Source organism: Collinsella sp. D33t1_170424_A12, from assembly GCF_015554865.1.
Classification (GTDB): Bacteria; Actinomycetota; Coriobacteriia; order Coriobacteriales; family Coriobacteriaceae; genus Collinsella.
On sequence record NZ_JADNJJ010000071.1, the window covers coordinates 1 to 8,193 of the forward strand.

Below are 8,193 nucleotides of genomic sequence, written 5' to 3' on the forward strand. Positions count from 1 at the left end.
CGCGACGCGCAGAATGGATTCGAGCAGATTACTCATAGGGGCCACCGCCTCGGGCACGAAATAATCGACTGCGGGAAACACTACCAGAACGATGGGATGCGCGCATCGTAAGGGGCCGCGTATCGGCAAGCGGCGGCATCGCAATCGCCCGGCGAGCAGATGATGGTCGACGCCGGGCTAAACGAACCAAGCAAAAGGGCGGCCGACGGCGCCCTTGCAGGCGCACCGTCGACCGCCCTTCACGTCGCAGCGGCCCTACGCGAGCCGTCCGAAACGAAACGCGCTCCGCCGAAGCGCTACCCGATCTTCCTGATGCTCGGGATCGACCAGGTGATTCCCGCGAGAATCATCATCGCAGCACCGATGAGCACGAAGCACACGCTCACGCCGATGGCGTCCGCGAACAAGGTCGACGCGACGAGCCCCACGGGCATGGCCCAGCTGCAGACCGCCCCGTACAAGCCGAAGACGCGGCCCATGCACTCGGGGTCGACGCGTTCCTGCATGAGCGCCATCTGCGGCGCACTGTAGAGCGGACTCGACACGCCCATCGCGAACGTGAGGCCCAAGAAAACGACGAGTGCCGAAGGGGGCACGAGGCCGCCCGCGAGCGTAACCGCGCCGAAAAGGGCGATCGCGAGCGTGCACGAGAGCGAACGGTTCTTGAGGCCGCCTGTCGCCCCGATCCAGCCGCTCGCCGCGATCATGCCGACCGAGAACGCGATCTCGGCGATGGCCGACTGCGTTGTAGTGCCCCCGAAATGGTCGAACACCATAAGCGGGAACAACGCGGATATGGGCGAGAACAGCACCGAGAACGCGAAGCCTATCCAGAGCATGGCGAACAGGCCGCGATGGCGCTTGAGCTCGCGGTAGCCACCTGCCGTCTCCGATAGGAAGGCCCGCACCGCATGGCGCGACGCCTCGGCGTTCTCCTCGGGCGTGCGACGCTCGGGCGCCGGCGTCTTGATACCGGAGGCCGCCACCGCGATGCTCGCGAGCACCGCGCCGGCCACGTCGAGGGCGATCATGAAGGTCAGGCCGAACGCCGGGTAGATCACCGCGGCGATGGCGTTGCCGATGATGTAGCTGCCCGACTGCATGAACTGCAGCATGCCCGCCAGCTTGCCGAGCGCCTCGGGCGGGCGATGAGCGGCGTGAGCGCGTTGAACGCGGGCGTGTGGAGGGTGCTGCCCAGCGCGCGGACGAACAGCACCGCCGCCACGGCGGCGACGGAAAGGTCGCCCCGAAGCGAGCCAAAGACGAGCGTGAGGCTCACTGCGGCGATGAAGAGGTCGGCGCCGATCATGAGGCGCTTGATGGACGTGCGGTCCACGATGGTGCCCGCGAAGGCGCCGAGGAGCGCCATGGGCAAGAAGGCCGCCAGACTCACGAACGACAGGGCGCTCGCGGAGCCGGTGGTGAGAGTGACGTGCCAGATGAGGCCCATCTGCAAGATGGAGCTCGAGAGCACGGAGAAGAACTCGCCGATCCAGACGATGGCGAGCGAGCGCTTCCAAGAAGCGCGGGGATTCGGTTGTGTCATGGAATAATCCTTTGATGCGATCGGTGGTATGCAGCGAAGTACCGGTCGCTCACGCGACCGTGGCTAGAGCCAGATCCTCATGGAAGCAAGCATGGCGCAGCTCCCCTTTCCAAATCTCGAGGTAAACCTTCAGTCGTGAGTGGAGCTATTATAGGGACTCGCGAGCCGAGATGCAACAGGGAAGCCTCTACGGAGCGTAGATGCTGGGCGCCCGCACCACCTATGCCATGTGAGACGGCACCCGATTTTTCTTGACATGGTTTCAATGTGATATCACAATGCAATCAGCAGTCGCACGGACTGCTCGGGGACTCGCCCCCTCCCCATCGCAATCTGAGGGGCGGCGCCGGGGCCGTCACGCAAACGCCGGCGCAGTCGTGAAAGGAACTCACATGAGCGTGGAAAAGCAACTCAAGGCCAAGTCGGGCTACGGCATGCTCGCCGCCGTCATCGCGGCGCTGCTCGGCATCGTCGGCCTCTTCATATGGAGCGTCACCGGCATCGCCGGCACGCCGGACGGCGTCGACGCGCCGGCCGCCTACGGCTGGGGCATGGGGCTCAGCATCCTCGCGTTCTGCTTCTGGTTCCTGCCGCTGAACGGCTTCTTCTCGCTGCAGCCCGGCCAGGCGCGCGTGTGCATCCTCTTCGGCAAGTACGTGGGCACCGTGCGCGACGAGGGCTTCTTCTGGGCGAACCCGTTCTACAGCAAGAGCATGGGGGCCACCGCCAACTTCGGCGAGATGCTCGAGCTCGAGATGAGCGACTCGAAGGCCGCCAAGGCCGCCGCGCAAAAGGCCGCCAAGGGCAACCCCACCACCATCTCCACCCGCGTGCGCACCCTGAACGGCGAGCGCCTGAAGGTCAACGACAAGATGGGCAACCCCATCGAGATCGCGACCGTCGTGGTGTGGCACGTGGCCGACACCGCCAAAGCCCTGTTCGACGTCGACGATTACCAGAGCTACGTGGCCATGCAGGCCGAGACGGCACTGCGCCACGTGGCCAGCGTGTACGCCTACGACCACCTGGAGGACGAGTCCGACGCCTCCGGCGCCATCACGCTGCGCGCCAACGTCGAGGAAGTCTCCGAGGCCCTGCGCCGCGAGCTGGCGATGCGCCTGGCGCCCGCCGGCGTCGAGGTCGACGACGCCCGGCTCGGGCGCCTCGCCTACTCCCCCGAGATCGCCCAGGCGATGCTGCGCCGCCAGCAGGCCGAGGCCGTCATCGCCGCGCGCAAGAAGATCGTCGAGGGCGCCGTCTCCATGGTCGACATGGCCGTGAAGGAGATGGCCGCCGGCGGCACCATCGATCTTGACGACGAGCGCCGCACGCAGATGGCCACCAACCTCATGGTGGTGCTCTGTGGCGAGTCCGAGGCGCACCCGGTGCTGAACGCAGGTTCTCTGTACTAGAGCCCCGCTCGATACCGCACGTCCCCCGCATTTGATACGCTGGTACCGTTCCCGGCACGCCGCACCCCACCCCGATAAGAAAGCACGCCATGGCACGCAAGCAATACCCCCTCCGCATAGATCCCGCCGTATGGGAAGCGGTCCAGCGCTGGGCGGACGACGAGATGCGCAGCGCCAACGGCCAGGTGGAGTGGATCTTGCGCGACGCCCTCAAGCGCGCGGGGAGACTGCCCCGGAAGCGCGGCAGCTCCGATGGCGACACGGCGGACGGAACCGAGCGATAACCTCGCAACCACTACCGAATCCCCCTGAGAGCATCGAGCTTTCGGGGGGATTCTCGTTCCTAAAAGACGATAATGGACAAACTGAAGCAAATTGCAGACAAGGAGGCCTGCATGGCCGCGCGCATCCTGGTCGTCGAGGACGACGCCGATATCAACGAGATCATCTCAGCCCAGCTCGCACGGCGCGGGCATTCCTGCGTGCAGGCGTTCTCGGGATCCGAGGCCCTCATGCGGCTCGACTGCCGCGGCGAGACGCTGCCCTACGACCTCGTCATATGCGACCTGATGCTCCCCGGAGCGACGGGAGAGCAGCTCATCGATACCGTGCGGCGAGCCGACCCCGACCTACCCGTGATCGTCATCTCCGCGAGGACCTCGACCGCGGACCGCGTGGAGCTGCTCAGGCTCGGGGCCGACGACTACCTCACCAAGCCCTTCGACCTCGACGAGCTCGCGGCGCGCGTCGAGGTGCAGCTTCGCCATCGATCGAAGCGCCATCGACCGCAGGAGGCCGGCGACGGTGCGCCGCACAGCGAGCACGGCGGCGCGCTCGCGTTTCGAGACTGGATGCTCGACCCGTCCTCGCGCGCCTTCTCCGTGGCGGGCTCCCCGGTCCAACTCACCCGCATCGAGTTCAACCTCCTCGAGACCCTGATGCGCCAACCCAGGCGCGCCTTCTCGAAGCAGGAGCTCTTCGAGGCCGCTTGGGGCGAGCCCTACGCCGGCGACGACAACACGGTAACGGTCCACGTCTCCAATATCCGCGCCAAGCTCAAGGCATCGGGTACCGACGCCTACATCAAGACGATCTGGGGTATCGGCTTCAAACTCGACGAGGGCGAGCGCTAGCCCGCCGAGGCGGACTTTACCCTTTCTTTAGGTTTGCTTCGGACTTTATCAAGAGATGGGTCGCATCCTTGTAAACAAGTTGATGCTGGACTGCAAGGAGGCACCATGAACATCATCGAGACCCGCGCGCTCTCGCGCTCCTATGGAAAGCGACGCGCCGTCGATAACCTCGACATGCACGTCGCCGCCGGCGAGATCTACGGATTCGTAGGCAAGAACGGCGCGGGCAAGTCGACCGCGATGAAGATGATCGCGGGGCTCGTCAACCCGTCCTCTGGATCGATCGAGCTCTTCGGAACGCAGCCCCGGGCGCAGCGCTCGGGCCAGGAATTCTCCCGCGTCGGCGCGCTCATCGAGGATCCCGGCATCCTGCCCACCTTCTCCGCCCTCGAGAACCTCATGTGCAAGGCGATCGCCATCGGGGTCGTCCGCCCGGACGCCCACTGCCGGGAGCTGCTCGAACTCGTCGGACTCGACGACACGGGGGCCACGCGCGTCAAGAAGTTCTCCCTGGGCATGAAGCAGCGCCTGGGCCTCGCGCTCGCGCTCGTGGGCGGACCGGACCTGCTCCTGCTCGACGAGCCCTTCAACGGCCTCGACCCCGAGTCGACGAGGAAGATGCGAAACGCCCTCGTGCGGCTCAATCGGGAGCGCGGCGTGACCATGGTCATCTCGAGCCACGTGCTCGACCAGCTCGACCGCATGGCGACGAGCTTCGGCGTGATCCGATCGGGCCACATGGTCCGCGAGCTCTCCGTGGACGAGCTGCACCAGGAATGCGGCAGTTCGATCCGCGTGAGAACGAGCGACCCCGCTCGCGCGCTCGCGATCCTGGAGGAGGAGCTGCCCGGGGCGGCCCTGCGAGCAGAGCCGGACGGCTCGATCATCGCCAGTGCGCCGGCCCGACACGCCGCCGCGCGCTTCGGCGGCGCCGCCGCCGACCCGGCGTCGAACGCGACGCCTTCCCCGGAGGACATAGCGAGGACGCTCACCGACCACGGCCAGCTCATCCTGGAGCTCGCCCACGTCGAACGCGACATCGAGGAGTACTTCGTGGAGCTGATGGGCGGAGCGGATGCGTAGTCTGCCGCTCCTCGGTGCCACTGCAACCCGGCTCGTACCGGGTGAAGCCGTTCCCTCCCTGCTGGGACCGCTCGCCCATGCGCGCATCGCGCTGCCGAACCTAGGGCAGATCGCGCCCGCCATCAACCTCCTGATCGACATCGCGCTCGCCGCGCTCCTCTGCTACATCCTCCTCACCTCCCGGAAAGGAAGGTAAACCATGCTGAACCTCATTCGAGCCGACATCTACCGCTGCACGCGCATCCGCGGATTCCGCGGTCCCCTGTGGCAATATCTCTCCGTCCTGCTCGGCGTCGCGATCCTCGAGGTCGGGCTCGACGCCTTCGTCATCTCGCAAGGAGGCGGCGGGCTCATGGCGCTCGATCCCCGACGGGACCTCGCCACCCCATCCATCTTCCTCGGCCCCGCCCTGCTCGGAAGCGTCTCGCTCGTCGGCATAGCGAGCACCTTCGGAATGATCGAGTACCTGTTCACGGACCTCAACGATGGATTCATCAAGTCCCTGACCTCATCGCTTCGCGGACGCTTCTCCTACTTCCTGGAGAAGGCGGCCTTCGCGGGCATCTGGTCCGCGATCATGGTCGCAGCCGGCGCGGTCTTCCATCTCCTCTGCGCCTGGCTGCTACTCGCCCTGCCCCTGGGCGTCACCTTCGCGGGCCTCGACGGCGTCGGCGAGTTCGGGATCTGGCTTGCGGGCATCTGGCTGGCAACCTGGGCGCTCACCGTCATCTCCATGGCATGCACCCTGCTCCTCCGCAAGAAGCTTCCCACGTACGTCTTCGCCTTCACCCTGGTCATGGGCGTCGTCCCCATGCTCGTCGCCACCGCCGCCCTGCTTGCGGGGCAGTCGCAGGCCGTCGCGCCGATCGCGCCGGCGCTGAACGCCATCGCCACATGGATGCCCAGCACGGTCCTGGAGGTGCTCGGATACGGTGCCGCCGGCATCCTCGAGCCCGCGTCCTCCATGCCCCTCGCCGAGGCCCCCATGACCTGGCTGTGCTCCATCTTCGGGTCGGGCCCCTCCCTACCGGTCGTCGGGCCCTTGCCAGTCGGCGCATGGGCCGTGCTCGTGGGCGTGCTCTGGGTCGCTGCGGGCAGCGCGCTGTTCGTCCTCGTAGCCCGTCGACGCGGTATCTAACCGCCAGCTGAAGCACATCATCGAACCACCTCCCCTACCCGGATGACGGGAGGGGAGGTTCACGGATTTGGAGGCAACCATGTCCCCTGGAGCACTCGCCGTACTCATGCTCGCAATCGGCGTCCTCGCGGGCGCGCTCATCACGACCGCGGCGTATGCGCCCGAGTTACGTCGGATCGCGCGATTGCTCGACGCGAGGCTGAACGGCGGTGCGTCCGCCAACGCGCGCGTCACCATCGGCTCGCGCGCCCCGGGAATCGCAGAGCTCGCCGAGGCGATCAATGGGGAGCTCGACCGCACCATGCAGGCGCATGTTGCCAGCATGCGGGCCCAGCGGGACTTCCAGCGCGACCTCTCCGCGCTCTCGCACGACATACGGACCCCGCTCACGGGGGCGAAGGGCTATCTGCAGCTCGCCGTCGATGAGCCGGACCCAGAGCTGGAACGGCGACGCATCGACGCTGCGGTCGAGCGCATCGACCGAACCTCCGAGCTTCTCGACGCGCTCTTCTCCTACACCAAGGCGAGCGACCCCGACCTCGCGCTCGACACAGAACCCGTCGACCTGCGCGAGGTCGTCGAGCAATGCCTGCTCGGGCACTATCCGGATTTCGAGCGCCTCGGATGGGAGCCGGTCGTGTCGGGAGCGGATGCGCCGCGCGTCGTGGAGGCCAACCGGCAGGCGCTGGAGCGCATCGTGGAGAACCTCGTCTCGAACGCCCTGCGACACGGATCGAGCGCGCCGAGGATCACCCTTTCCGACGAGTCCGAACGCCCCGTCCTCAGGATCGAGAACCGCGTCGAGCGCCCCGAGGCGATCGACGTCGAGCACCTCTTCGACCGTTTCTACCGCGCGGACGCCGCGCGGCAGGCCGGCGGGTCGGGACTCGGGCTCGCGACCGCCGCGAAGCTCGCCGCGGCCATGGACATGTCACTCGGGGCACGGCTCGACAGGGGGCGACTCACCATCGAGTTGCGATAGCCATCGAACGGCAAAACGGACGGCTTCGCATCCATCCGCCGATACCATCGCCCCCATTTTCGGCTCCCCATGCCAGAATGGGGGCGATTCCCGTTTAGGAGGTGCTCCATGAACGCCACCGCGCGCACGTCCCTCATCGCATCGCTCGCAACCGTCGGCGCCTGCTGGGCGGTCCCCGCCCTCCTGGTAAGCGCCGTCCCGCCCGATGCGGGCATGATTGCCATGATGGCGCTGATCTACCTCGCGCTCCCCGCAACGGCGGCCTGCCTCGGACAGCTCGCCGCGAGCTCTGCGAGGACGCTCTTCTGGATACCCGCGGCGCTCGGGATCGCCTTCGCACTCTTGTTCCCCCTCGCGATCGAGGGCAGCCAGGATCTCGCATTTCATGGCATCGTCTGTGCCGCGATCGGCTACGCCGCCATGGGCATGCGCGCCTGGATGACGCATGGACGCGGCTCTCACCCCCGAAGTGAGTGAAAAAATCTAGACGCCTCGGAGACACCGTACATTCACTTGGAATAGAGCACTATACGCCCAGTTGAGCACTGCATTGTAGTGGAGCATACATTCGACTCTCAAAATAATCACTCACTTCGAGGGAGAGGGCTCCACGCAATCAGAAAAACCCACTCACTTCGAAGGGGAGGGCGCCGCACAATCGAGCACGAAACACGATGTGCCCGATGCAAGGACACCCGATCCCATACGCCACCGTTTCTCGCTTTATCCCGTCCAGAGCTTCATTACCGCAGGTAGAGATGGTGTAAAACAGTTTTTACAGCAGCTGGCGGACCTTGCCGCATATGATGTACAACAGATTCGATAGCGCCCGCGGCATATCCGCGAGACGCTCCCCCACGACCGGGAGGTGACGATGGACATCAGCAACCAGATCAAGA

At 66.0% G+C, this 8,193-nt stretch carries 10 protein-coding genes; 8 read left to right on the plus strand and 2 right to left on the minus strand.

All coding sequences use genetic code 11. The features are described 5' to 3' along the window. Positions 1–296: 296 nt before the first annotated feature. Positions 297–1,115 carry an MFS transporter gene (locus tag I2E26_RS03520; protein WP_229056382.1) on the minus strand — a complete coding sequence of 273 codons (819 nt, stop codon included), beginning with the start codon at positions 1,113–1,115 and terminating at the stop codon, positions 297–299. Then, on the minus strand, positions 1,058–1,546 hold the full coding sequence (locus I2E26_RS09060) for an MFS transporter (RefSeq protein WP_229056383.1): 489 nt from the start codon (positions 1,544–1,546) through the stop codon (positions 1,058–1,060). The genes I2E26_RS03520 and I2E26_RS09060 overlap by 58 nt, the downstream gene beginning before the upstream one ends. Positions 1,547–1,938: 392 nt before the next feature. Here I2E26_RS09060 and I2E26_RS03525 point away from each other — a divergent pair, with 392 nt between their 5' ends. The 8 genes from I2E26_RS03525 to I2E26_RS03560 all read left to right on the plus strand — a co-directional run bounded on the left by I2E26_RS03525 (position 1,939) and on the right by I2E26_RS03560 (position 7,771). Continuing rightward, on the plus strand, positions 1,939–2,958 hold the full coding sequence (locus I2E26_RS03525) for an SPFH domain-containing protein (protein ID WP_195419626.1): 1,020 nt from the start codon (positions 1,939–1,941) through the stop codon (positions 2,956–2,958). 89 nt (positions 2,959–3,047) lie between these two features. Beyond that, a complete protein-coding gene (locus tag I2E26_RS03530; RefSeq protein WP_195419627.1) occupies positions 3,048–3,242 on the plus strand; it encodes an Arc family DNA binding domain-containing protein in 195 nt (64 codons plus the stop codon). 111 nt (positions 3,243–3,353) lie between these two features. Continuing rightward, positions 3,354–4,091: a response regulator transcription factor gene (locus I2E26_RS03535; protein ID WP_229056384.1), complete on the plus strand. Its 738-nt coding sequence runs from the start codon at positions 3,354–3,356 to the stop codon at positions 4,089–4,091. Between the two features lie 105 nt (positions 4,092–4,196). After that, on the plus strand, positions 4,197–5,174 hold the full coding sequence (locus I2E26_RS03540) for an ABC transporter ATP-binding protein (RefSeq protein ID WP_195419629.1): 978 nt from the start codon (positions 4,197–4,199) through the stop codon (positions 5,172–5,174). Beyond that, on the plus strand, positions 5,167–5,370 hold the full coding sequence (locus tag I2E26_RS03545) for a hypothetical protein (protein ID WP_195419630.1): 204 nt from the start codon (positions 5,167–5,169) through the stop codon (positions 5,368–5,370). Before I2E26_RS03540 ends, I2E26_RS03545 begins: the two co-directional genes overlap by 8 nt. Positions 5,371–5,373: 3 nt before the next feature. Next, positions 5,374–6,312 (plus strand): hypothetical protein, encoded by a 939-nt coding sequence (locus I2E26_RS03550; RefSeq protein WP_195419631.1) that lies wholly within the window; start codon positions 5,374–5,376, stop codon positions 6,310–6,312. 79 nt (positions 6,313–6,391) lie between these two features. Continuing rightward, entirely contained in the window at positions 6,392–7,294 is a 903-nt protein-coding gene (locus I2E26_RS03555) for a HAMP domain-containing sensor histidine kinase (protein WP_229056385.1), read from the plus strand. A 108-nt stretch (positions 7,295–7,402) separates the two neighbouring features. Continuing rightward, complete coding sequence (locus I2E26_RS03560; protein ID WP_195419632.1) at positions 7,403–7,771, plus strand: hypothetical protein; 369 nt, start codon at positions 7,403–7,405, stop codon at positions 7,769–7,771. The last annotated feature ends 422 nt before the right edge of the window (positions 7,772–8,193 follow it).

Bases quoted from the DNA above. Each gene is read 5' to 3' on its own strand.
- I2E26_RS03520 (WP_229056382.1), bottom strand. From the start codon at position 1,115: ATGCTGCAGTTCATGCAGTCGGGCAGCTACATCATCGGCAACGCCATC.
- I2E26_RS09060 (WP_229056383.1), bottom strand. From the start codon at position 1,546: ATGACACAACCGAATCCCCGCGCTTCTTGGAAGCGCTCGCTCGCCATC.
- I2E26_RS03525 (WP_195419626.1), top strand. From the start codon at position 1,939: ATGAGCGTGGAAAAGCAACTCAAGGCCAAGTCGGGCTACGGCATGCTC.
- I2E26_RS03530 (WP_195419627.1), top strand. From the start codon at position 3,048: ATGGCACGCAAGCAATACCCCCTCCGCATAGATCCCGCCGTATGGGAA.
- I2E26_RS03535 (WP_229056384.1), top strand. From the start codon at position 3,354: ATGGCCGCGCGCATCCTGGTCGTCGAGGACGACGCCGATATCAACGAG.
- I2E26_RS03540 (WP_195419629.1), top strand. From the start codon at position 4,197: ATGAACATCATCGAGACCCGCGCGCTCTCGCGCTCCTATGGAAAGCGA.
- I2E26_RS03545 (WP_195419630.1), top strand. From the start codon at position 5,167: ATGCGTAGTCTGCCGCTCCTCGGTGCCACTGCAACCCGGCTCGTACCG.
- I2E26_RS03550 (WP_195419631.1), top strand. From the start codon at position 5,374: ATGCTGAACCTCATTCGAGCCGACATCTACCGCTGCACGCGCATCCGC.
- I2E26_RS03555 (WP_229056385.1), top strand. From the start codon at position 6,392: ATGTCCCCTGGAGCACTCGCCGTACTCATGCTCGCAATCGGCGTCCTC.
- I2E26_RS03560 (WP_195419632.1), top strand. From the start codon at position 7,403: ATGAACGCCACCGCGCGCACGTCCCTCATCGCATCGCTCGCAACCGTC.